This window comes from Cryobacterium sp. TMT2-42-4, assembly GCF_004402645.1.
Classification (GTDB): Bacteria; Actinomycetota; Actinomycetes; order Actinomycetales; family Microbacteriaceae; genus Cryobacterium; species Cryobacterium sandaracinum.
The window spans coordinates 46,680-68,520 of record NZ_SOFT01000017.1; the positions used below are offsets into that span (position 1 = coordinate 46,680).

Genomic DNA, 21,841 nt, shown 5'->3' on the forward strand with positions numbered 1-21,841 from the left:
CAGCCATCAGGACTCACTCACCGAACGACACCCGGCATTGTCGGCTCGGGTCACCGCGAGCACACTGGCAGCATGACCGACGTACCCGAGAGCCAGACGACGCCGTCGGCCGCGGGGCCCGGCACTCCCCCGACCCCCTCCGACGGGAGCAACGACTTCTTCGCCGCAATCCGTTCCACGGGGGTCGTGCGCGGGAGCGACCGCTGGCTGGCCGGCGTCTGCGGCGGAGTCGCACTGCGAGCTGGGCTGAACCCCACGCTGGTGCGAGTTGTGACCATCGCGCTGGGCGTCCTCGGCGGTCCGGTTCTGTTCGCGTACGCGGTCGGCTGGGCTCTCCTGCCCGACCCGACCGGTCGCATCCATGCCGAGCAGGCCGTTCGCGGCGTCTTCGAGCCCGTCATGATCGGGATCATCGCGCTGGTGGGCATCAGCTTCGCCTCCTACACGCGCGGCCTGTGGCGGCAGAGCCCGACGGCCGTGCTGCCCGACTGGCTGGCGACCACACTCGCGGTGGGCTGGAGCGTCGGGGTGACGATCGGGCTCATCTGGCTGGTGTTCTTCCTGGCCCGACGCACCACGTCGCCGGCCGGCGGGTCCCCGCACAGCACCGCCGCGGAAGATATCGGGGCCGGTGTCGCTTTCGGGGCCGTGCAGCCCGCCGAAGCAGCGGGCAGCTCCGGGACAGCCGGGGCAGCCGGCGGCGCCGTCACCGTCGGCGGCCCTATCGCGCCACCACCCGGACGCGGCTTCTGGCGCGATCTTCGCCCCGGGGCCGGCTTCAGCGCGATCGTGCTCGGGTCGGCATTGCTCTGCGGCGCGGTCGCCGCCGGCGTGTGGTCGGGCGGCAACAGGTCGGATGCCGCGCTGGTGCTGGGCCTGGCCGTCACGCTGGGGGTGCTGGCCGTTGGCATCATCGTGTCGGGCATTCGCGGAAAGCAGAGCGGCGCCCTGGGTGGGTTCGCCTTCCTCGCGGCGGTGGCCCTGGTGCTGCTGGGCCTTTTCCCGAGCGGCACCGCGTTCTTCCCGGTCGGCGTCCCGGTCTGGACGGTCAGCGCCGATGCCGACGCTGCTCCCCCGGGCTATGCCGTGCTCTCCGGCCGAGCCACCATCAACCTCACCGCCCTCAACGCCGCGAGCGCGGAGGACCGCCCGATCGACATCTGGATGGGCGTGGGCGTCACCGAGCTGATCCTGCCCCGCGACCGGGCCGTGCTGGTGGAGACGAATGCGCTGGCCGGCGGGATCGACTACGTCGGCGGCTCGGTCGCCGTGCAGCAGGGCGGCGCCTTCTACTCTGACTCGCGTACCTTCAACGACGACGGCACCGGCACCGTGGCCCGCATCCGCGTCTGGACGGTGCTCGGCCAGGTCACCGTCGTCGGCCCCTCGCGTCTGGAACCCTGATGACCACGACCCCCGACCCGAACCAGCCGCCGAACCCGCCGCCGGACCCGCCGTTCGCCCGGCCGCTCGACGATCAGCCCACGGATGCCGTCACGTCCGTGACGGCATCCCCTGACCCCGCGCCCGCCGAACCCGAGGGCCATGCAGAGAACGGTCACGAGGTGGAGGTTGAGACCACCCGTGCAGCCCCGGCTCACACGGTCGCCTATCCGAGCCCCATCCCCGACTACGCGATGGAGCCCTCCGTCGAGCCGCCAGCGACGGCACCGGCGTTTCTCGCCTCGGACCCGCCGTTTCCGGTCGCGCCGGTGCCGATGGCCCGCGCCGCGGCCCCGACCGCCGAAGCCGCGGAACCGGCGTACCCTGAGGCATCCGTGCGGCCCCTCCGCCGCCCCCTGTTCGGCACGATCGTCTGGGGAGTGATCCTGCTCGCCCTGGCCGGCTACGTGCTGCTCGGGGTGCTGGTGCCTGCTCCCGCCGATCCCACGCTCTGGCTGCTCGGCGGCGTGATCGTGATCGGGCTCCTGCTCATCGTGGTCGGCATCATCGCCGCGCTCCGCCGAGCCGGCTGACGCCCCCGCCCGCGCTCACACCCCGGTTTGACGGTTTCAGGCCCGCGGGAGCGGCGCGGGCCTCGCTAGGCGTCGAGCCCGACCAGCACGGGCTCGGGCTGCAGGATCACGCCGAACTCGGACTGCACGCGAGCCTCCACCAGCCGGGCGAGCTGCGCGATCTCGTCGGCGGTGGCCCCGCCAGTGTTGGTCAGCGCCAGGGTGTGCTTGCTGGAGATCGCGGCGCGGGAGCCCGGCAGCCGGAAGCCGCGCGAGATCCCGGAGTGCTCGATCAGCCAGGCGGCGCTCAGCTTCACGAGCGGCACGGACCGTTCCCCGGGGATCGGCCCGACGCCGGCATACTCGTCGAGCGGGATCACCCGGTCGGGGAGTTCCTGCTCGCCGATCGGCCAGCGGGGCACGGCGTCCGGCAAGGTGCGCGAAAACGCCAGCGACACGATCGGATTGGTGAAGAAGGAGCCGGCGCTGCGGGTGTCGGCGTCATTCGGGTCGAGCACCATGCCCTTCCCGGCGCGCAGGGCCAGGACGGCGCCCCGCAGCTGCGCGAGCGGCACCCGGTCACCCAGCTGCACGCCGAGTGCGGTCGCGAGCTGCGGGTAGGACACCGGCCGGCTCAGCGCGCCGCCGAGAACGGATGCCTCGCTCTGCGTGTCGTGCAGGTTCAGTTCGACCGCGATCACCAGACCGCGGAGCCCCTGTTTCAGAGCCGAGGTGCGGTAGCCCAGTTCGAGCTCGCCAGCCTCCATCCGTCGCCGTTCGCCACTGTCGTAGTCGAGGAAGTCGATGGCCGCCAGGCTGTTGCCCAGTTCCTGGCCGTAGGCGCCGATGTTCTGCACCGGGGAGGCCCCGGTCGAACCGGGGATGCCGGAGAGTGCCTCGATACCGGACCAGCCCTGCGCCACGGTGTAGGCCACCAGCTCGTCCCAGGGCTCGCCGGCCTGCACGCGCAGCACCAGCCGGTCCGGGTCATCAGACGGCGAGGGGGACGCGGGAGAGGAAGCCGAGACAAGCTCCACCCCGCGGGTCAGCACCCGGATCACCGTACCGTCGAAGCCCTCGTCGGCCACGATCGTGTTCGATCCGCCGCCGAGCAGCAGCCACTCATCGGCCGAGGCCCACACGATCAGGGTCTGGTCGACAAGGTCCTGCTCGGTGGCGGGCGACACCATCCGGGCGGCAGGGCCGCCGACGCCCATGGTGGTCAGGTCGGCAAAGGTTGGTGCGGAGGCAGCGGGGCTCGTCATCGGGAACGACCACTCAGACCAGGCGCACGCGTGCCTGCGCCTTGCCCAGCACAGTCACCTCGCCCGACGACACAATGAGGTCGATGCGGGCGACGCCGGCATCCGTGTCGATGGCGCCGACCTTGGCGACCACGGTCACGACCGCCGCGCCGTCGGCCGGCACGAGCACGGGGCGGGTGAACCGCACCTGATAGTCCACGATGCGGCCGGGGTCGCCGACCCAGGCGACGACCGGCTGAACGGCGAAGCCCATGGTGAGCATGCCGTGCGCGAGCACGCCGGGCAGTCCCACGGACACGGCCACGTCGTCGCGGTAATGGATGGGGTTGAAGTCACCGGATGCCCCGGCGTAGCGCACGAGGGAGTCGCGCGCGAGCGGGAACGTGCCTTCGGCGACGACGTCTCCGACGGTCAGGTCGGCGAGGCGGGGCGCAGCGATAATGGTCATTCGTCTCCCCTGACGACAAGGGTGGAGGTCGCGGTCACGACGTGCGCGCCGGCGGCGTCGACGATGGTCGACACGGCCGTCACCATGGAGTGGCCGCCGAGGCTCTTCACGCCGGCCACGTGGAGCGTGGCGGTGAGTTCGTCACCGGCCACGATCGGGCGGCTGAACATGAACCGCTGGTCTCCGTGCACGACGCGGGTGAAGTCGATGCCGGCATCCGGGACGGCCAGAAGCTGCGCCAGGGTGGCCTCCTGAACGACCACGGCGAACGTGGGCGGGGCGACGACGTCGGCGTAGCCCGCGGCGCGCGCGGCCTCCAGGTCGAGGTTGATCGGGCTGGTGGCAAAGACCGCGCGGGAGAACTCACGCACCTTCTCCCGGCCGACGAGATAGGGGGCGACGGGCGGGAAGACCCGGCCCTGCAGTTCGGGGTTGACAGACACAGGCCGAGTGTACCGGCCTCGGCCGGGGACGGCGCCATCGGGCAGACTGGCTGGTGTGAAGATCAAGCACGTGCGTCTGGGTGACCCTGAGGTGGCCCCGCTCCTGGCCGACCTGGCGCGGGAGTATGACGAGCGGTACGGCGACGGCGACTCGGTGCACGACGTGCCGGCGGATGCCTTCGCCCCGCCGAGCGGCACCTTCCTCGTGCTGCTCGATGAGGGCGTGACGGTGGCGGGTGGCGGCATCCGTCGCCTGAGTGACACGACCGGCGAGGTGAAACGGATGTGGACAAACCCGGCCTACCGCCGGCAGGGCCACGCCGTGGCCCTGCTCGCCGCCCTCGAGGAGGTGGCGCAGCAACTCGGCTACCGGCACCTGCGCCTGGAGACGGGCCACGCGCAGCCGGAGGCGCTCGCGTTGTACCGGCGCCTCGGCTACCGGGAGATCGGCAACTACGGGATCTACGAGAACGCGACCGGGTTCGAGCGCACGTTTGCCTCCCCGGAACGCCCCGCCTGACAGTCCGGCATTGGTCTGCGCCACGCCCGCTTGCTAGCGTAGACACGTCATGTCTAACAAATTAGAGCCACACCCCGACCTTCCCATCGACCTGCCCACGGCCGAACGCATCCATGCGGCCGTCGCGCACTATGGCGAACAGGCCGTCATCGACAATTCCGTCGCGCTACTTCGCGCCAAGAACGCCGGCAAGGACTTCCTGCTCTACGCCGGCGGACGCCACGCCCTGGGCATCCTCGAAGGCGCCCCCGCCCTCTACTGGCCCGAGCTGTGGGGTGCCCGTGCGCTGCTCTACGTCTGGGGCGAAACGGCGGCACCGTACATCGTCGTCGGCATGAACAACCAGGCTTGGCGAGTGCGCGAGATGTGCGCCAAGGTCGTCCTGCTGCGCGGCCTCGAGGTGGCACCCAAGCTGGTGCGCCTGACCACCGACGAGGTTCCGCGCGTGCGCGCCGCGGCCCTGCACGCGCTGGCCGCCCAGGGCACCGCCGACCACCTCGCCACCATCGTGCAGCGTCTGCGCGACCCCGACAAAGAGGTACGCCGCGCGGCCCAGCAGGCCCGCGACGTGCTCAACGCACGGTGGAACCTTACGGTCGAGCAGGGCCAGGGCACCGAGCAGACCCACGGAACCCGGCACACCCACCCGAGCGAGTAGCCGAGCCCGGGACCGGGACACACACACAGTACCGAGACGGGGGGTCCGGATGTTCCATCGCTTTGTGGCCATGGGCGACAGTTTCACCGAAGGCGTCGGCGACGACCTGCCGGGCGGCCAGGTGCGCGGCTGGGCCGACCTGGTCGCGCTCGGGCTCGCCGCGGCATCCGCTCACCCCGTCTCCTACGCCAACTTCGCCGTGCGCGGTCGGCTGCTCGGCCCGATCGTGGCGGAGCAGCTCGAGCCCGCGCTCGCGCTCGGCCCCGACCTGCTCAGTATCTGCGGCGGCGGCAACGACGTGATGCGGCCGCGGGTCGAGATCCCCTATGTGGTCAACCTGATGCGGAAGGTCGTCGACCGGGCCGAGGCGCAGGGCGTGCACGTGCTGGTGCTCAGTGGCGGCAATCCCTCGCACCACCTGCCGCTCGGCAACCTGATGCGCCGGCGCGGCGATCAGCTGGCGGATGCCGCGCGCGCCGCCTTCGACCGGCCGGGCGTCACGCTCGTCGACAATTGGGCCGACTCCGAGCTGGAGCACAAGCGGTTCTGGTCGGTCGACAAGCTGCACCTCAACGCGCTCGGGCACACCCGGGTGGCCACAAACGTGCTGGCCGAGCTGGGGGTGCCGGTTCCGGTGGAGTGGCTGGATGCGCCCGCCGCGGCCGACGAGCAGGTGCAGAGCACGGCCGCGTACTACCGCGAGTTCGTGCTGCCGTGGATCGGACGCCGACTCACCGGACGCTCCTCCGGAGACGGCCGCCCGCCCAAGCGACCCACCCTGGAGCCGGTCGACGCCGCCTGAGTGAAGTGGGCCAGCTTGGATTGACGATGATCGATCTTTAGCGGTAGATTACATCGATAACCATCAATGTATTCAGGACTCAGTCGAGGGAGAACGCCATGAGCGAGAACAGCAACTCGGTGCGCGACGAGGTGCGGGCCCGCTACGCGAGTGCGGCCCTCTCGGTCACGAACGAGGGGCGTCGGTCTCTGCTCTCCGCCGCGCCCGACGTCACGTGTTGCGGCGGCGACGCTACCGCCTCGGCAACGGATACCGCCACCGGCTGCTGCGCGCCGACCGCCATCGACGAGAGCCTGGTCTTCGGCTCCGCGCTCTATGACGACGCGTCGACCCAGGACCTCCCGGGCGCTGCCCTGCTCGCCAGCCTCGGCTGCGGAAACCCCACGGCCGTCGCCGACCTTCAGGCCGGCGAAACCGTGCTCGACCTCGGCTCGGGCGGCGGCATCGACGTGCTCCTCTCCGCCCGCCGGGTCGGTCCCACCGGCTTCGCCTACGGCCTCGACATGACCGACGAGATGCTCGACCTGGCCCGGCACAATGCGGTCGCAGCCCAGGCGCAGAACGTCCAGTTCCTGAAAGGCACGATCGAGGAGATCCCACTGGGCTCCGGCAGCGTCGACGTCGTCATCTCCAACTGCGTGATCAACCTGTCGACGGACAAACCCGCCGTGATCGGGGAGATGTTTCGCGTGCTGCGGCCCGGCGGCCGCGTCGGAGTGTCCGACGTCGTGGCCGAGAACCACCTCGCGCCCGCCCAGCGGGCCGAGCGCGGCTCCCACGTGGGCTGCATCGCCGGCGCGCTCTCGATCACGGAGTACGAGTCCCTGCTCGCCGCCGCGGGCTTCGAGCAGGTGAGCGTCACTCTGACCCACGAGGTGACCGACGGGATGCACGGCGCCATCGTGCGGGCGGTCAAGCCGGCCAGCGCCGCCTAGACCGGCCAGCGCCGCCTAACCCGCGGTGGGTACGCGCAGCAGGGCACCCTCCCGGCGGCAGGTGGCGGCCGCGATCAGCATGGCGTCGGCCAGCAGGGCCTGCCAGCCCGCGGCATCCGTGGGCACGCCCCTCGTCAGCATAGTCTGCACGGCCCCGGCGAGGGTGGCGTCGCCCGCGCCCATGGTGTCGACGACGGCGCCGGGAAGCACGGCGATCGGCTCGCTGACCCGCAGATCGGCGCCGCAGGCAACGGATGCCCCCGCGCGCCCGGCCGTGGCCAGCACCGTCTGCGTGCCGGCAGTCAGCAGCCGCTCCTGCAACTCCTCGAGGGTGCTGCGGTAGAGCAGCTCGGCGTCCTCGTCCCCCACCTTCGTGAGGAGGCTCCGGGCGGCGATTCGTTCGAAGTTCGCCACGAACAGGTCGCCGTCGGCGAGCATGCCCGAACGCGGGTTCGGGTCGATCACGAGGCGGCGTTCCGGCTCCGCGACCGCGGCGATGAAGGCATCCGTCTGGGCCGTGTCGTCGAAAGGGAAGCAGCTCACGACCACGAGGCGGGCGTCGTCCAGGGCCGCGCGCTCGGCCGGGCCGAACTCGATGCGGCGCTTCTGCGCGGCCTCGTTGAAGGCGTAGGTGGGCTCGCCGTCGGTGCGGTCGGAGGTAGCGCGGGAGCTGCCAAACGGCCCGGGTGTGGCGACCAAAGTCACGTCGTGCGCGGCGAGGAACTCGCGCAGCCGGGCGCCGTCGGCGTCGTCGCCGACCATGGCGATCAGGGTGGTCGGCACACCGAGCACGGCCAGGCCGACGGCTACGTTGAGGGCGGCGCCGCCGGGGAACTCCAGGCGGGACCCGGGGCTCAGCATCTCGTCGATGAGTGCGTCGCCGACCACGACCACCCGGTTCTGGCCAGTCAGGCTCTGCTCAGTCAGGCTTTGGTCAGTCAGGCTTTGGTCAGTCAGGCTTTGGTCAGTCAGGTTCTGCTCCGTCATTCGGTCTCTCCCTTGCCCCTGCCAACAACCCCGTCACACCAAGCCTAGGTGCGTGAGTCCTCATCAATAGTGAACCGATGCGACGGAGATTCTCGTGCAGAACGGCTTTTTGGGCGCGTTCAGGGGCGATCCTCGCAAAATCGCCGTCGAATTCGTTCGGGGCGATACCCGGAGCCGGCCCGCGTCACCCGAGCCGGCCCGCGTCACCTTGCGAAACCAAATGCGGCCGCGTTCGTTCAGACCCTTCCGCCGGGCGCGGCATCGTCGTACGCTCGCATATAGGCAGGGTTGTTCCCCGAACACCGGTCCTTAGTCCCTGATTGCAGGGTCCGTATGAGACCGGAGCGAAGCACCCCTAGTCGGGGGCAGGACATCATCGGGGTGACCTGCCCCCACACTCCGACACGTACAGTCGGAGCATGGCTTCCGATGCACCCACCCCGTGGATCTCCGCCAGCGAGATCTTCGCCCGCGTCGGCGTCGGCTCCGCGGCACGTGCCCTGCAGTCCGCTGTGCGGGCTGGGCTCGACCCGGCGCTTGATTTCAGCCGCAGCAGCCTGCCCCTCGACCGGGGCCAGCTGCTGCTCATGCCGTCGCAGTCCGCCGAGTTCGTGGGCGTCAAGATCGCCACCGTCGCGCCGGGCAACGCGCAGCTCGGCCGGACACGCATCCAGGGCGTCTACCTGCTGATGGATGCGGCCACGCTCAGCCCGGTCGCCCTGCTCGACGGCATCGCACTGACGACCCTGCGCACCCCGGCGGTGTCGGCGGCCGTCGCCGACCTGCTCGCGCCCGCCGAGGTGGAGCACCTCGTGGTGTTCGGCTCGGGACCCCAGGCGCGCGGGCATGTCGAGGCGATGCGCGCCATCCGCCGGGTCGGCCGGGTCACCGTGGTCGGCCGACACCCGGGCCGCGCCGAGGCACTGGCCGAGCAGGTGCGGGCGGGCGGGCTGCCCGCACAGACCGGCACCGCCGGCGCCGTGGCCGACGCTCAGCTCATCGTCTGCGCCACCACCGCCCGCACCCCGCTGTTCGACGGGTCCCTGGTGCCGCGGAACTCCTGCACGGTGGCGGTCGGGTCGCACGAGCCCGACGCCCGCGAGCTTTCCAGCGCGCTGATCGGACGCGCGCAGGTCGTCGTCGAAGACAGCCAGGTCGCGCTGCGGGAGGGCGGCGACGTGCTGATCCCGCTCCGGGAGGGCGTGATCCAGGCCGATTCCCTGGTGCCGATGCGGGAAATCCTGACCGGCACGGTCGCCGTCGACCAGTCGCGCCCCCGCGTCTTCACGAGCTCCGGCATGTCCTGGCAGGACCTGGTGGTCGCCCAGGCCGTCTTCCGTAAGTAATCCCACCGCGCGTGTACGCCGTTCATCACGGAGCGCCGTGGGTAGCGTCGAACCAATTCGACGGAGATTTTCCCATCAGGGCGTTTTTTCTCAGAGGGATTGAGACCGTTTCAGGTAAAGTCTCCGTCGAATTCGTTCGGGCTGGATTTAGTGCAGGCGAGAGCGAGAGCGAGACCGCGCGCACGCCGAGCTGCAGCCAAACCCTGCTTTAGCCGACGGCCGCGGGCGACGGATGTGACGGCGCCGGCACCGCGAGCACGTCGGCCGCCGCCCGAAGTCGGTGCCCCCGCTCCACCCGCTGTCCCCACGAGGTGCCCGCGATGATCAGGCCTGCCCCGAGCACCGCAACCAGGCCGAGGTTCTCACTGCCGAGGCTCACCCCCACAACCACCGCCCAGACCGGTTCGGTGCCCATCAGCAGGCTGGCCCGCGCGGCCGAGGTGTGCCGGATCGCCCAGGTCTGGGCCAGGAACGCGAACACACTGCAGGCCAGACCGAGGTAGAGCACCCCCAGCCAGGCGGCCGGACCGAAGGCGCCGATCGCCCGAAGCGTGCCCGGGGCATCCGCTGCGGTGAACACCAGGGCACCCACGGCGGCCTGCACCAGCGTGATCGTGAGCGTGCCGGGCCGGCGGCCGGCGCCGGCGGCGCGGGTCACCCGGCCGACCATGGTGACGTGCAGGGCGCGCACGAGCGCCGCGGCGAGCATGAGTAGGTCGCCAGGATTCGGGGCGCGAAAACCGTTGCCGGAAACGAGCAGCGCCACCCCGACGACCGCGAGCACCGCGGCCACGAAGAACGAACGCGGAAGCCAGTTGCGCGCCGCGACCGACTCGAGGATCGGGGTGAGGATGATCGTCAGGCTGATGATCAGGCCCGCGTTTGTGGCCGAGGTCACGGCCACGCCGGCCGTCTCCAACCAGAGAATCGCCGCTTGGGTGAGCCCGAGCAGCGCGCCTCCGGCCAGCTCGGCGCGGGTCGGCCGCCGCGGCCGGCTCAACGCCCAGATCAGCAGCAGCGCCAGCGCAGCCACCAGAAAGCGCAACGCGAGCACGGCGCCCACGCTCGCCTGCTCGGTGAGCACCTTGGCGGAGAGGTAGCTTCCGCCCCAGACCAGCGCGACGAGCAGCAGGACGGCGTCGATGCGGTAACGTCCGAGCCGCGGGAGGAAGGTCATGGGCCAATGCTGCCGGGCGGCATCCGTTAAGTCCAGATGGCCAATTCTGAACTGAGACTTTAGTGTTTGCTTATGGATCTGCATCAGCTCTTTATCCTGCGGGAACTCGGCGAGCGCGGCAGCGTCGCCGCGGTGGCCCGCGCGCTGTTCGTCTCGTCGTCGGCGGTGTCGCAGCAGCTGTCCGCGCTGCAGCGCAGCACGGGCGTGGCGCTGACCGAACGACGCGGGCGCAGGCTTGTGCTGACACCCGCCGGCACGGCCCTCGCCACCGCCGCCGCCAGCGTGTCCACGGCGATGGCCGCCGCCGAGCAGTCGGTGGCACATTTCCACGAGGAGCCGGCCGCGCCGGTGAGCCTGTCGGCGTTCCACAGCGCCGGGCTGGCCTGGTTCGGGCCTCTGATCTCGCGACTGGCCAGTCCGGTCGGACCCACCGGGCCGCCCCTCCGCTGCGGCGACGAGGATGTCGCACGGCAGGATTTCCCGGCACTGGTCGCCGACTACGACCTCGTCATCGCCCACCGGCTACCGCACGATCCCCTCTGGCCGGACCGGATCACGGTCACCTCGCTGCTCTACGAACCGCTGGATGTGGCGCTTCATGTCGGGCATCCGCTGGCCGGTCGGTCGTCGGTGTCCGTCGCCGACATCGCCGACGAGCCCTGGATCGCCGGGCACCCGGGCTTCCCGCTCGCGGAGGCGGTGAATGTCGTCGCGGCGAGCGCCGGGCACCCTCTACGCATCGAGCACCGCATCAATGAGTTCTTCGTGGCGGCCTCCGTGGTCGCTTCGGGGGCCGCGATCGCACTGCTGCCGCGGTACACGATGGCCCCGGCGCCAGGGTCCGGCCTCGTGCTGCTGCCGATCGACGACCTGCGGGTCGGCCGCCAGATCGACGTGCTCAGCCGCCCCGAGACGCTGCTGCGGGCGTCGGTGCGCCGGGTGCTGGGCGAGCTGCGAGCGGTGGCCGACTGCCGCACGGAATGACCGCTGCGTTGGGCGGATGTCCGACTCACCGGCATGGTCAAGGTCGCCGAGGTCTTCCAGCGGACACCCCACCCCGCGAGAGCGGGGACGGGCGACGGATGCGCCGCCTCACCAGTCGACGAGCTGCTCCCTGACTCGCTGCACAGCGCGCGTGAACTGCAGCTGCCTGACCATCGCAGGGATCTCCCCCACCGACCAGATGGGGACCAGCAGGAACGCCCACAGCCCGGCAGGCGTCTGGAGCATACCGAAGGCGGCGACGAACACTGCGGGCGCAACTGTGATCACGGCGTCGGCCCCTCCTCAGTGCCTTTGGGCGGGAGGAAATGACTACCGTCGATCCCGGGCCGCGATCCGGGTGAGCTCGTGGCCGATGCCGATGTCGGCCACGACGATCCGTCCGGCCAGGCTCGCCGCGGGTTCCCGCAGCAGGCCTGGTTTGCAGCCTCCGAACGTCACCGTCAGATGCGCGGGCAGCACGGTGGGGTCCGGCACGGCGCCGTCGTCGACGCCGATCCCGCTGGGCAGGTCCACCGCCACCACGAGGGGCGCACCGTGGTCGTGCAGCGTGGGAAGGATGGCCGCCACCACCTCACGAGCCCGCCCGCGAAGCGCCGGGCTGGTGCTCGTGCCGGTGCCGAGGATGCCGTCGAGGATCACGGCGGATGCCCGCGCCGCCCGGGCGAGAGCGGCATCCGTTTCATTCAGGGGCAGCAGCGCCGCCCCGGCCGCCAGCGCGGCGCTGAGGCCGCCGTCGTGGAGCTGTGCCGACGTGGGCACGATCGTCACCAGGGCACCCTGCGCGGCCAGCAGCGCGGCCGCGTGCAGGGCGTCGCCGCCGTTGTTCCCCGCACCGGCCAGCACCAGCACCCGCGCGTCCGGCGCACCCCGACCTTCCGGGAGCAGCTCCTCGAGCAGGGCCGCCGTTTCCGCGGCGAGCGCGGCCGATGCCCGCTCCATCAGCGGCACGCCCTCGGCCAGGAAAGGAGTCTCGGCCTCGCGCATCTGGGCGGCGGTGTAGGTTTTCACGTCGCCAGAGTACGCCCGCGGCGGTGCGAATTACGGCACCGGGGGCGCCCGCCGAGCCCTGCCGAGATCTGACCGTGCCCCCCCGTGCCACCCGGTTCGCACCCGTCTCCCATCCTGCGGGCCTCGCCGGCGTTTTCGCCGGCTTCGATCCCGATCCCATCGCCGCGGCCTCCATCGGCCAGGTGCACCGGGCGACCCTGATGAACGGCACGGTGGCGGCCGTCAAAGTGCAGCGGTCCGGGATCGTGCCGGAACTGCGGCACGACGTCGCCATCGCCCTGCGGGTGACGAACCTGATGAGCCTGACGTCTCCGCAGGCCAGAACTCTGGGCATCAAGGCCGTCGCCGAGGATTATGCGGCCGACCTCGTGCGCCAACTGGACTTCCGGCTGGAGGCGCTGAACCTCTCGGCCATGCGCGCCTCCAGCTGCGCGGTCCGCGGGCCGGCGACCTGCGTTTCCCCGAGCTGTTCGAGTCTCTGTCCAGCGATCGCGTGCTGGTGATGGAGTACCTGGTCGGCGACACGTTCAGCGACCTGAACGAGACGTCCGACGCGCCTCGGGCCGAGCTCGGCGCCGCCATGCGCACCGTGCTCAGCACCATCGACGAGGTCTCCGAGGCATTCGGTCTGGACGATTGAATCGCCAGCGCCGGCATCCTGACCCGCTGCTCACAGCCGGTAAAGGAGACCCCTGCACACGAGCTGTTCTGCCTCTCGATGACCAGGGCACAGCGGAGGTGACAAGCGGCCCGAGGCTATCTGGAACGCGTAGCAGCCTGTGCGTCAATCAGAGTGGGTGTCCGATACTATTGGACAGAAGCGACGGAGGATCTTAGAGATGATTGGACACAAAGGGCAGGTGGTTGGCTATGTGCGCGTTAGCGCCACCGACCAGAACGAAGCTCGGCAGTTTGAAGCGCTCGGCACGGTGGACAAGATGTTCTTCGAGAAGGTGTCGGGCAAGAATACCGAAGACCGAGCACAGCTCCAGGAGATGCTCGCCTACGTGCACGAGGGGGACAAGGTTCGGGTGAAGTCATCAGATCGGCTTGCACGTTCGACGACTGACCTTCTGGCGCTTGTCGAACAGCTCAAGGCGAAGGGCGTCGCGCTGGAATTCGTCGACAACCCGGCCCTGAACACGGATACCCCCCAAGGTGAGTTCATGCTCACGGTTCTCGCCGCTATCGCACAGCTGGAGCGCAAATCCATCCGTGAACGGCAGGCAGAGGGCATCGCCATCGCGAAGAGGAACGGGACGTACGAGAAGGCTCCGAAGCTCGGACTGGAGCAGATCACTGAGGCCCGCGAGCGGGTCGAGGCTGGCGTGCCGAAAGCGTTGGTGGCCCGGGACCTCGGGGTGTCGCGGCAGACGCTCTACGCCGCGCTGAACAGCTCCGGCAAATACGCTACGTTTGCGGCCGTCTGAGAATGATCATGGGAGCGCGCCAGAACTAGGCGACTCCTCGGGAGGTCGCGGCGGACAAGGCGTCACTCTGAACGTTAGGCTTCCCAACAGAACCCCTGAGATCGGAGGACCAGCATGAATGGTGACGGCACACAGAATGAACCGATCCAAGACCAGCATTCTCAATCGGACGAGGACAAGGTGGCGGGGATTCTCGCACAGGAGGAAGCTGACCTCGCCGGCCACAGCGAACACCAAGTCCTCGACGCGCTGCGTGAACGATTCGCAGATGCTGGACACACTGTGAGCGAAGAAGCACTCCAAGACCATGCGCGTCGAATCGCCGGTCTCGACCCGAACGATTTCTCCAGCAAGACACGATGACTTCCAAGCGACGATGCAGCGCCACCATCGCGGAGGCCGACAGGTTCTGCGTGAGCACTCAGGAACGGCGTAGGAACCGAATCAGAACCGCGTACCCAGGCCAGCGACATACAATTGCGTCGCCGCTGACGGCCGAGCACCCCTCGACATGTGCGAGCCCTCAGCGCGCCGGCGGCGGAATCTGAACGAGGCGGCCTGGGTGCGAGCCCCTTCGGTCACCCCCCTCTCGGCGGGAGTACCAACTGATCCCAGCCACCCTGCCAACACCGCATGTCGGCTGGGTCGCGCGCATGAGGATGTTGCTCCGCGAGACCGAGGCCGCCGAAGAGATACTTGCCGGCCTGGACCACGACCGGGAGGCGTGGCACCCGGTCGCGTACTTCTACGGCGTGCAGGAAATCTCCAATCGACTTACGGAACGCGCCGACCTGCCCAAACGAATCGGAGAAATGCTCACACCCGCCCTCAAAACGTTCGGCATTACGCATCCCAACCGGTTTCTCTGACCGCGTGAGGTTCCGAGCAATTCCCCACGAAAGGCCCCAATCACGTTAACGTGCCACGCGAGGACCTCCGTGACTGGTGAAGATGTTAGATACCTGCACTCCCCATGTTGAATAAACGTTCGATAGCAGGGGTTGGAGGTGCGGATGGGACGGGGCTTCCCGCACCTCCACGTCGCCTCCGCGTACTCGCCGCACTACGGCGTGACCATGCTCGAGGCGCTCGTCGACCAGGCGGCCGCCGCCGGCGCTGACTTCCTCGCCTTCACCGACCGGTACGGGCTGTACGGGGCCATCAAACACGTGCGGGCGTGCGCGGCCGCCGGGATCCGGCCGGGCCTCGGCGCGGACCTGGCCGTCCACGATGACGAACACCGGCCGCTAGGACGGGTGACCCTGCTCGCGCACGGCGGGGGCGGTTGCGGGGTTGCGTGCATGGCTCCGCGTCATGCCGATCGGCTCGATCACCTTCGAAGTCGTCTGCCATCTCGCACCGACCGGGCAACGCGGTTCGGTGGCTGCGGCCACCCGGATGCTGGGCCTCGCCGAGGACACTGGGACCCCCGCCATCCTCTCCAACGCGGCAAACGCGTCGTCTTCCCCTCGCTCGAGGACGGCAGCGGGCCGGTATCCAACGTGGCGGAGAAAATCCCGGTGCGTCATGCCGCGGAGCGGGAACGGGAGCGGGTGGTGGTCGAGGCGGAGGCGGAGGCCGCGGACAACGTCATTCAGATGTGGAAGCGGAGGGCGTGAGGTCGCGGACGATATTCACTGGACGGCGCTCCTCTGGGCGGGCAGAGTGTTCGCGGCGCACCCGGCCAGCGTCAAGCCTGCGATGGCGGCAACGGCCGGCGGATCTGTCGCCTAACCTGAATGAGTCCGAACGGTTGTCTGACCGACACCGTCCGGGCCGCGGGTCAACGACGCCAAACGGCGCTCAGCATGCCCGAACCAGAGATGAGAACCACCATGACCGTTTCTAACAAAGTCGCACTCGTCACCGGAGCCGGACAGGGAATCGGACGCGGCATCGCCCTCCGCCTCGCCCAGGACGGCTACGACATCGCCGTCGCCGACCTCGACTTCCAGGCCGAGAAGGGTGCCGGTGTCGTCGCCGAAATTGTGGCTCTCGGACGCAAGGCCGTCTTCGTCACCGCCGACGTCTCCAACCGCGACGACGTGTTCGCCGCCGTGAACACCGCGGCCGAGAAGCTCGGCGGGTTCGACGTGATCGTCAACAACGCCGGCATCGCGCAGGTCACACCCATGCTCGAGATCACGGCAGAAGACATGGAGAAGATCTTCCGCATCAACGTGAACAGCGTTGTCTGGGGAATCCAGGCCGCCGTCGCGAAGTTCGACGAGCTCGGCCACGCTGGCAAGATCATCAACGCCGCCTCCATCGCCGCCATTCAGGGCTTCCCCATCCTCGGCGCCTACTCGGCGTCGAAGTTCGCCGTGCGCGGCATCACCCAGGCTGCCGCCCAGGAGCTCGCACCCCGAGGCGTCACCGTCAACGCCTACGCTCCCGGCATCGTCGGCACCGGCATGTGGGACCTCATCGACGAGAAGCTCAGCGCCATCAACGGCAAGCCGCGCGGTCAGAACCTCAAGGAAAACGTCGAGGGCATCGCGCTGGGCCGTATCGAGACCCCGGAGGATGTCGCCAAGATCGTGTCGTTCTTCGCTGGCCCCGACTCCGACTACGTGACCGGCCAGGTCCTGCTCGTCGACGGCGGGATGCTCTACAACTAGAGCCTGGCACGTTCTGGGGAGCGACGCCCCGCGACGAACGGATGGCGAGGTCGGGAACAATCCGGACCTCGCCATCGGTGCGCGTGTACTGGGTACCCTTGGAGGGATTCGAACCCCCAACCGTTTCCTTGGGACGGCGCTCGGAATCAAACCGCGTGCTGCCTCACGTTGTAGGTGCCCGTCTCGACCCAGATCGTGTTGTGGATGATCCGGTCCATCGTCGCGTCCGCGTGGACTCCGGAGCCGAGGCGCTGGTGTGTGACTCCTGGAACTCTGTGGCGGCGTTATCAAATCGGATGAAATCACGTCGAATTTCAGCCGGACTGTAATTACTAGAGTTGGTGCCGAACATCGACCTGTGGCTTCATCCGCCGGCGAGAGGAAGCGGGCATCTGCGCCTACCCGTGTCTATGGGTAAGGGGTCGTACTTCGACGGTCGATATGTGTCCTACACCAATCCGCTGTCTCCGGAGGGTCGAGACGGCAACGTTGTCGAGAGCTGCGCCGACCCAACTGTGTTGCGCGGGCAAGCTCCAGAAGACACTACGTGGTACATGTACTGCACCACCGATCCGCTCAACGACGAAGATCTCAATGCAGACGGCGATCTGGCGTTCCACCGAGTTCCGACCATGGCCTCCGAGAATCTGGTCGACTGGACCTACGTAGGGGACGCGTTCGACACTCTTCCCTCTTGGGCTGAGCCCGATGCGGCGCTCTGGGCACCCGAGGTGGTGTACTCCGACCTTTTCGACCAGTACTACATGTTCGTCGGTGTCACCGACACAATCGCAGCGGTGAGCGGTGTCGATGATTGCGGTAGCGACAACGCGATAGGTGTTGCTGTGAGTGCGAGCCCCACCGGCCCATGGCTGTTCTCCGACGAACCTGTGATCGACCCACGTCAGAACGGTGAGGGCTGCAATTTCCTGTGGACCTACGACCCGGATGTGCTCGGAGACACGGTGAGCGAGGCGAGTGTGCTGTATTACGGTAGCTATTACGGGGGCGTGTTCGGTGCAGACGTGACTTTCTCCGCCACCGGAGCATCGGTCGACGAATCCACCTCGACCCTCGTCGCCCTCGACAATAAGTACGAGGGTTCCCGTGGTGCAAAAAGACGGCTTCTACTACCTCTTCCTTTCTGCGACCAACTGCTGCAACGGAGCGCTGACCGGCTACAGCGTCTTCGTCGGCCGCTCGGCTGATCCGTTCGGTCCGTTCGTCGACGCACAAGGAATTTCGCTAACGGATACCCAGACCGGAGGTACGCCGTTCCTCACCATGAATGGCAATCGTTGGGTCGGCACGGGGCATAACACGGTGTTTCAGGATGCCGCGGGCGCATGGTGGACGATATATCACGCGGTTGACCAGCGCGATCCATTCTTCGAGACAGCCACCGGATTCACGAAACGCCCGGCTCTCCTCGACGCCATCGACTGGGTCGATGGATGGCCGACCGTGAACGGGGGGCGCGGTCCGTCTGATCGCGAACTATTCGCGCCCGCCGGCCAAGAGGGCGAGAAGGCGCGTCCAACGCCCCGGATTGAGCGGCAGCAGACCCCTGGCCAACTGCTACCTGACTACACTGACGAGTTTTCCGGCACGGAGTTGTTGCCTGCTTGGTCTTGGGATTGGGCCGGAGACGAATCGACCTCGTCGGCTCTGACACCGCCCGCATCCAGCATCGTCGACGGGGTACTCACGGTTCCGATCGAGGCGACCGACCTTTTCGCAGACGTCGACACGGCATCCGTCCTCGTGCGCGAAGCACCCGACCGCGATTACGTCGTCGAGACACGCGTGCGGGTCTCGGTGCCCGACGAGGGCTGCTGCTTCAATTTCGCACAGGCGGGAGTGCTCGCCTACGGGGACGAAGACAACTTCGTCGAACTCTCCAACACATCGATCTTCAACACCCGACAGACCGAGTTCGCCAAGGAGATCTCCCCGGTGCCAGAAGGATGGGCACGGTACGGCAACACGGTTGTCGGCCCGCCATCGGAGGAATGGACCTACCTGCGCATCGCCGTCGAGAAACTGCAAAGTGCGGCCAGCGCGGCTGCCGGTGGAGACACCGAGCGCTACACCGCCTACACCAGCCAGGACGGCAAAACCTGGGTCCGCGGGGGCACCTGGACGCACGCGATCGGAGACGAACCACGCCTTGCGCTCGCCGCTTTTGGACTGCAAGACGCTAGCCAAAAGTTCACCGCAGAGTTCGATTATGTGCGGGTGTCTAAGCTCAGCCGGAAGGAATAGTCGTTGGTGGCACGAAGGGCACCGATCATTGCTCATGGCGTGAACGCAGTGCGCTAAGTTGTGAACATTTCCGCGCAGACCTGGGTGGCCAGAAACCGCGCCACACTGGCCCGATTCTTCGCTGAAATGGCCGACCCAAAGTTGACAAAACACAACACGCTTCAAGTGGCGACGACGACACCAAAAACCGCGAAACACCACCACTACAAGACCCGCGGACACGTCCCATAAACGCGACTGTAGTACTAGCCCTGCCCGAACTCGCCGGCTCCAGCGCGCTCGAGCGCCAGCGGATCGCCGAGCACCAACCGTTCTCCTCCATACGAGACTTCCGAGGGGGGGGGTGCCGGCCGCGCCGGCGCACGTTCGATGCCCTGGCCCGGGTCGGCGCCCTGGACTCGTTCATCGGCTACGACCGGGCCCGCCGCGGCGATCTCCTTGCCCATATCCAAGGCCGGCGGGCGCGCCCTCCCCGTCGGACCCGACCAGCTCGTGTCCGACATTGACCTACCGTTGCCTGACTTCTACCGGTCAGTCACCGCCCTCGACCTCCGCGGCCGCACCCAAACAGACGTGGAACTCCGAGACCTCGGCCTCGCCGTCGGCCACCACCAAATGACCCGGTTCTACCCTTTGTTCAAGGAACTCGGGGTCACGCCGGCGTCGGAGCTAATGAAACTGCCGGGCGGCACCGAAGTCCTGGTCGCCGGGGTCCGCCGCGCCACCCACACACCCCCAATGCGAAGCGGCAACCGCGTCGTATTCCTCTCCCTCGACGACGGCACCGGACCGGTATTCAACGTGGTGTTCTTCCACGACGCCCAGGCACAGATCGGGGCGCCCGTGTTCCGCACCACTACGCCCTGTTCCGCGGCCGAACCCGGCGCGCCGGCGCCCGCGGGGTGTCAGTGACGGCGAGCAGATGTGGGATCTGCTGGACGTGGCAGGGAAGGTCCGGGCCCGCCAGGCCGCGGAACTGGAGCGAGAGCGGGTAGTGGTCGAGGCGGAGGCTGCGGTCCCTATTCACGGGACGGGCGTTCCTTTAGACGGGCCTGACTGCGAATTCTCTCGGGCAGGGCAAACGGGACGGTCCCTTCAGCACGAGCCCCCAGCCGTTTCGTGTCGATTTCCATACTCGGCTGCACAAATTCCGCACTCGCGTGCGCAGCTCATTCACGCCACCACGGACCTTGGGTCCGTGCCCATGAGAGTCCGGCTTCCGGGACAGCGGATGCCCGCGCGTGACGACAGAATGTCACGCCCTTTCAGCAGTGTTGTAACTGGTTGGCACCGGGCAGACCTGAAGACGATCTTGTACTCGTGTCGACGCGATACGCGTTGGTCACCCTCGTAGGGTGACAAATTCGCGCCGCGAAGTAGCTGCGCGATCGTGCAGGCTCTCGACGCCGGGACGCACACGACACAGAGATCGGGGAACCGCATGACTCAATCACGTGGCCATGCCCGGCCATGGCAAATACTGGGGGCAATCCTGTCCTTGCTTGCTAAGGGCATCGGTGCTGGCAGTCCTCGATCGCCACCATAACTTTCGGAGGCCGCGCTGCCCCAGGCGACCTGCCAACATCGCCGCCGCCGAAAGAGTATCGACCGTAGACGACCAGCACCGCCTCAGCGGGGTCACGTTCCCGGGTCAGGGTGGGTATGTGACTCATCGTGCGATTGAAGTTGCTTATGCTACGTGCGTCGTAGTACGATCAACGTAGCAAAGCACGGAAGGAGTAGCCATGATTAGCGCAGACGCGATTCGCGGGTACGTCGATCTCATGGTGCTCTCGCTACTCCAGAAGGGGCCGTCCTACGCTTATGAGCTCGTGCAGCAGATCAGCGCTGTGACCGGAGCGGACTACTCCATCAAGCAAACAACCCTGTATTCCGCCGTGAAGCGCCTCGAAGCCTCCGGTCTCGTGACGTCGTTTCCCGGTACATCTGAGTCCGGCAAGTCCCGCACCTATTATCAAGTCACCGAATCAGGTCTCGCCTACCTCGATCAGAAGGTCGATGAGTGGCGCGACACCAAGTCTGTAGTTGATCGTTTCGTGGAAGGAATCCGCTCATGAACGTGGTTATCGCCTACCTAGAGACGATGTTCAGCTCGTATCCGCAGACGCCTCGCTTGCTCGAGGCGAAAGCCGAACTGCAAACGATGATGGAAGACGCGTACAGCAGCCTCATTGCCGAAGGATCGACGCAGAACGAGGCCGTGGGGAAGGTCATCACTGACTTCGGGAACCTCGACGAAGTGGCGCCAGCGCTCGGTATCACAGCCGAAATCGCTCCGGCCGATGCGACCTCGATGAACCTCGCTTCAGGAGCTGCCGCTCCGGCCCTCGCTGCAGGGGCATGGGTAGCCACCCAGCCGCCCGTAACGATGAAGGAGGCCGAAGGGTTCGCCGGAGCGCATCGCAACACGCGATACCGGCTCGGTGCTGGCGTCGCACTCTGCGTTATGTCTCCGATCCCACTGCTTCTGTTGCTCAATACCGCAGCTATGCACGATTCACCAGTGGATAGCGGAGCCGCAGTCGTGGCCGGAACCGTGCTTCTACTTTTCGTCGCAGCCGGCGGGGTGGTGTTGCTGGCGGGCATATCCAAAAACTTCACGCCCTTCGCCCGGCTACAAGGAGGAAACTTCGGCCCAAATCCCTCCGTGACCGAGTGGGCTGCTGAGCTGGCGCAAACCCACGAGCGCCGCCGCTTTACAGCTCTCACGCTTGCCGTCTTGCTCTGGGCGCTATCTCCCGTACCGCCACTCGTAGTGACCTACCTGCCAGAGACCGCAAATCAGGGCTCCTGGATCATCGGAAGCACGGCCCTCACACTGCTTCTCGTCGCCGCGGGCCTACTCGTCGCCCTCCCCGCAACCTGGGCGCGGAGCGTCGCCAACACCATCAACCGTGCCAATCTTCGAGACCGCTGAGGCCTAACACACCCTCATTCTCGCTGATGCCTTTGCCC

General features: G+C 67.9%; 27 protein-coding genes. 20 read left to right on the top strand and 7 right to left on the bottom strand.

Annotated features, from left to right (window positions below; genetic code table 11):
* Window positions 1-72: 72 nt before the first annotated feature.
* Together E3O18_RS05355 and E3O18_RS05360 are read left to right on the top strand one after the other, a co-directional pair.
* Window positions 73-1,404 carry a PspC domain-containing protein gene (locus E3O18_RS05355; protein WP_134417677.1) on the top strand — a complete coding sequence of 444 codons (1,332 nt, stop codon included), beginning with the start codon at window positions 73-75 and terminating at the stop codon, window positions 1,402-1,404.
* Window positions 1,404-1,976: a hypothetical protein gene (locus E3O18_RS05360; RefSeq protein ID WP_134417678.1), complete on the top strand. Its 573-nt coding sequence runs from the start codon at window positions 1,404-1,406 to the stop codon at window positions 1,974-1,976. Before E3O18_RS05355 ends, E3O18_RS05360 begins: the two co-directional genes overlap by 1 nt.
* A gap of 65 nt (window positions 1,977-2,041) precedes the next feature.
* Here E3O18_RS05360 and E3O18_RS05365 read toward each other — a convergent pair whose 3' ends face one another.
* From E3O18_RS05365 to E3O18_RS05375, 3 genes are read right to left on the bottom strand one after another with little or no spacing between them, the layout of a single operon-like run.
* A complete protein-coding gene (locus E3O18_RS05365; protein WP_134417679.1) occupies window positions 2,042-3,220 on the bottom strand; it encodes a UDP-N-acetylmuramate dehydrogenase in 1,179 nt (392 codons plus the stop codon).
* Window positions 3,221-3,233: 13 nt separating this feature from the next.
* Entirely contained in the window at window positions 3,234-3,668 is a 435-nt protein-coding gene (locus E3O18_RS05370; protein ID WP_134394852.1) for a MaoC/PaaZ C-terminal domain-containing protein, read from the bottom strand.
* Entirely contained in the window at window positions 3,665-4,111 is a 447-nt protein-coding gene (locus E3O18_RS05375) for a MaoC family dehydratase N-terminal domain-containing protein (RefSeq protein WP_134417680.1), read from the bottom strand. Before E3O18_RS05375 ends, E3O18_RS05370 begins: the two co-directional genes overlap by 4 nt.
* Before the next feature lie 55 nt (window positions 4,112-4,166).
* Here E3O18_RS05375 and E3O18_RS05380 point away from each other — a divergent pair, with 55 nt between their 5' ends.
* The 4 genes from E3O18_RS05380 to arsM all read left to right on the top strand — a co-directional run bounded on the left by E3O18_RS05380 (window position 4,167) and on the right by arsM (window position 7,026).
* On the top strand, window positions 4,167-4,631 hold the full coding sequence (locus tag E3O18_RS05380) for a GNAT family N-acetyltransferase (RefSeq protein ID WP_166784525.1): 465 nt from the start codon (window positions 4,167-4,169) through the stop codon (window positions 4,629-4,631).
* Window positions 4,632-4,680: 49 nt separating this feature from the next.
* Window positions 4,681-5,289, top strand: a complete 609-nt coding sequence (locus E3O18_RS05385; RefSeq protein ID WP_134417681.1) for a HEAT repeat domain-containing protein — start codon at window positions 4,681-4,683, stop codon at window positions 5,287-5,289.
* Window positions 5,290-5,338: 49 nt separating this feature from the next.
* Window positions 5,339-6,091 (top strand): SGNH/GDSL hydrolase family protein, encoded by a 753-nt coding sequence (locus tag E3O18_RS05390; protein ID WP_134394849.1) that lies wholly within the window; start codon window positions 5,339-5,341, stop codon window positions 6,089-6,091.
* A 98-nt stretch (window positions 6,092-6,189) separates the two neighbouring features.
* The gene (gene arsM, locus E3O18_RS05395; RefSeq protein WP_134417682.1) at window positions 6,190-7,026 is read left to right on the top strand and encodes an arsenite methyltransferase; all 837 of its coding nucleotides are present in this window, start codon (window positions 6,190-6,192) and stop codon (window positions 7,024-7,026) included.
* Between the two features lie 15 nt (window positions 7,027-7,041).
* Here the strand turns inward: arsM and E3O18_RS05400 are convergent, their stop codons facing one another.
* The gene (locus E3O18_RS05400; protein WP_134417684.1) at window positions 7,042-8,013 is read right to left on the bottom strand and encodes a PfkB family carbohydrate kinase; all 972 of its coding nucleotides are present in this window, start codon (window positions 8,011-8,013) and stop codon (window positions 7,042-7,044) included.
* A 419-nt stretch (window positions 8,014-8,432) separates the two neighbouring features.
* Here E3O18_RS05400 and E3O18_RS05405 point away from each other — a divergent pair, with 419 nt between their 5' ends.
* Window positions 8,433-9,359 (top strand): ornithine cyclodeaminase family protein, encoded by a 927-nt coding sequence (locus E3O18_RS05405; RefSeq protein WP_134417685.1) that lies wholly within the window; start codon window positions 8,433-8,435, stop codon window positions 9,357-9,359.
* A gap of 208 nt (window positions 9,360-9,567) precedes the next feature.
* Here the strand turns inward: E3O18_RS05405 and E3O18_RS05410 are convergent, their stop codons facing one another.
* On the bottom strand, window positions 9,568-10,536 hold the full coding sequence (locus E3O18_RS05410) for a DMT family transporter (protein ID WP_134398402.1): 969 nt from the start codon (window positions 10,534-10,536) through the stop codon (window positions 9,568-9,570).
* Window positions 10,537-10,608: 72 nt separating this feature from the next.
* On the opposite strand from E3O18_RS05410, the gene E3O18_RS05415 reads away from it, so the two are divergent.
* The gene (locus E3O18_RS05415) at window positions 10,609-11,520 is read left to right on the top strand and encodes a LysR family transcriptional regulator (protein WP_134417686.1); all 912 of its coding nucleotides are present in this window, start codon (window positions 10,609-10,611) and stop codon (window positions 11,518-11,520) included.
* 108 nt (window positions 11,521-11,628) lie between these two features.
* Here E3O18_RS05415 and E3O18_RS05420 read toward each other — a convergent pair whose 3' ends face one another.
* Both E3O18_RS05420 and E3O18_RS05425 read right to left on the bottom strand, forming a co-directional pair.
* A complete protein-coding gene (locus E3O18_RS05420; RefSeq protein WP_134394843.1) occupies window positions 11,629-11,808 on the bottom strand; it encodes a hypothetical protein in 180 nt (59 codons plus the stop codon).
* Between the two features lie 42 nt (window positions 11,809-11,850).
* Window positions 11,851-12,549, bottom strand: coding sequence for an NAD(P)H-hydrate epimerase (locus E3O18_RS05425; RefSeq protein WP_241976470.1), 699 nt, complete (start codon window positions 12,547-12,549; stop codon window positions 11,851-11,853).
* A gap of 74 nt (window positions 12,550-12,623) precedes the next feature.
* Here E3O18_RS05425 and E3O18_RS05430 point away from each other — a divergent pair, with 74 nt between their 5' ends.
* The 12 genes from E3O18_RS05430 to E3O18_RS05485 all read left to right on the top strand — a co-directional run bounded on the left by E3O18_RS05430 (window position 12,624) and on the right by E3O18_RS05485 (window position 21,803).
* Window positions 12,624-13,052 carry an AarF/UbiB family protein gene (locus tag E3O18_RS05430; RefSeq protein WP_174722110.1) on the top strand — a complete coding sequence of 143 codons (429 nt, stop codon included), beginning with the start codon at window positions 12,624-12,626 and terminating at the stop codon, window positions 13,050-13,052.
* Window positions 13,052-13,189 carry a hypothetical protein gene (locus E3O18_RS16050; RefSeq protein ID WP_166784881.1) on the top strand — a complete coding sequence of 46 codons (138 nt, stop codon included), beginning with the start codon at window positions 13,052-13,054 and terminating at the stop codon, window positions 13,187-13,189. The genes E3O18_RS05430 and E3O18_RS16050 overlap by 1 nt, the downstream gene beginning before the upstream one ends.
* 199 nt (window positions 13,190-13,388) lie before the next feature.
* Complete coding sequence (locus tag E3O18_RS05435) at window positions 13,389-13,979, top strand: recombinase family protein (RefSeq protein WP_134417688.1); 591 nt, start codon at window positions 13,389-13,391, stop codon at window positions 13,977-13,979.
* A gap of 114 nt (window positions 13,980-14,093) precedes the next feature.
* Entirely contained in the window at window positions 14,094-14,342 is a 249-nt protein-coding gene (locus E3O18_RS05440; protein WP_134396027.1) for a hypothetical protein, read from the top strand.
* A 290-nt stretch (window positions 14,343-14,632) separates the two neighbouring features.
* Window positions 14,633-14,848, top strand: coding sequence for a hypothetical protein (locus E3O18_RS05445; RefSeq protein WP_134396028.1), 216 nt, complete (start codon window positions 14,633-14,635; stop codon window positions 14,846-14,848).
* Between the two features lie 144 nt (window positions 14,849-14,992).
* Window positions 14,993-15,598, top strand: a complete 606-nt coding sequence (locus tag E3O18_RS05450) for a PHP domain-containing protein (protein WP_134417689.1) — start codon at window positions 14,993-14,995, stop codon at window positions 15,596-15,598.
* Between the two features lie 216 nt (window positions 15,599-15,814).
* The gene (locus E3O18_RS05455) at window positions 15,815-16,600 is read left to right on the top strand and encodes an acetoin reductase (RefSeq protein ID WP_134396030.1); all 786 of its coding nucleotides are present in this window, start codon (window positions 15,815-15,817) and stop codon (window positions 16,598-16,600) included.
* A gap of 443 nt (window positions 16,601-17,043) precedes the next feature.
* Entirely contained in the window at window positions 17,044-17,808 is a 765-nt protein-coding gene (locus tag E3O18_RS05465) for a family 43 glycosylhydrolase (RefSeq protein WP_166784882.1), read from the top strand.
* Window positions 17,708-18,865, top strand: coding sequence for a family 43 glycosylhydrolase (locus E3O18_RS05470; RefSeq protein ID WP_166784883.1), 1,158 nt, complete (start codon window positions 17,708-17,710; stop codon window positions 18,863-18,865). Before E3O18_RS05465 ends, E3O18_RS05470 begins: the two co-directional genes overlap by 101 nt.
* Window positions 18,866-19,303: 438 nt before the next feature.
* Window positions 19,304-19,777: a hypothetical protein gene (locus E3O18_RS05475; protein WP_134396032.1), complete on the top strand. Its 474-nt coding sequence runs from the start codon at window positions 19,304-19,306 to the stop codon at window positions 19,775-19,777.
* An 833-nt stretch (window positions 19,778-20,610) separates the two neighbouring features.
* Window positions 20,611-20,943 carry a PadR family transcriptional regulator gene (locus E3O18_RS05480; RefSeq protein ID WP_134396033.1) on the top strand — a complete coding sequence of 111 codons (333 nt, stop codon included), beginning with the start codon at window positions 20,611-20,613 and terminating at the stop codon, window positions 20,941-20,943.
* Entirely contained in the window at window positions 20,940-21,803 is an 864-nt protein-coding gene (locus E3O18_RS05485; protein WP_134396034.1) for a permease prefix domain 1-containing protein, read from the top strand. Before E3O18_RS05480 ends, E3O18_RS05485 begins: the two co-directional genes overlap by 4 nt.
* Window positions 21,804-21,841 lie beyond the last annotated feature (38 nt).